This window comes from Pseudomonas sp. PDM13, from assembly GCF_025685765.1.
In the GTDB taxonomy this organism is placed as follows: Bacteria; Pseudomonadota; Gammaproteobacteria; order Pseudomonadales; family Pseudomonadaceae; genus Metapseudomonas; species Metapseudomonas solani.
The window spans coordinates 1-813 of the sequence record NZ_JAOTQU010000060.1; the positions used below are offsets into that span (position 1 = coordinate 1).

Below are 813 nucleotides of genomic sequence, written 5' to 3' on the forward strand. Positions count from 1 at the left end.
GCATCGACGCGCTGGATGACGGCAGCACGGATGTGCGCTTCCAGTATTCCTGGGAGGCCAGCGGCACTCAAGCGACCGAGACTCAAGTCAACACTCGCAAGCTGATCGAGCGAGTCAAGGTGCTGGAGGTATTCAATGCCCAGAACATCTTCCGCTTTGGAAAGTCCAGTTCCGGTGCTGGCCTGACCCTATCCGTTGGTATAGGTGCCAACAACAACAACAGCACAACCTACCCCACCTCCCAAGACGCAGTGGTGATCGACGAGCGCTCCCTTGCGCTCAATGGTGGCCAAAGCGAACTGTTGAACAATGCGTACGATGCGCTGAAGCAGTCCATCTATGACGGGCTGCTTTTCCAAACGCGACTCAAACCTCTTATGGAGGCGATGGATCTCCATCTTGGCGCGAACTCCATTGGGCTGACACTCAACCATGAGCGTGCCGAGGCGCTCTTCAGTGGCTCGCCCCTATCCACCGCGATGGACCTGCTCGAATTGAGCAAGACAGGTTTGGGGAAGCAGATCACTGACTCTCTATTCACCAGCATTGGCAAACTTCTGCCGACCTTATCCGCAAATGACCATGCACTCATCAAAGCGGCATTCCCGGAATTCCTATTTGGCACTACTGCGAACGACCAGCTCACGACAAGCGGGTTGATTACCAACCTGGTTGGCGGGGATGGCAATGACACACTGACTGGTGCGGCGGGTAACGAGCACCTTTATGGGGGTGAAGGTCACGACATTCTCACCGGTGGCTACGGCAACGACACCCTGATCGGTGGCAGCGGCGACGACCAGCTCCTCGGCA

General features: G+C 56.6%; 1 protein-coding gene. It reads left to right on the forward strand.

Annotated elements, in window-relative coordinates; translation table 11 throughout:
* Positions 1–813: calcium-binding protein (locus tag OEJ36_RS30385; protein ID WP_411861073.1), on the forward strand; the 813-nt coding region annotated here is incomplete at both ends.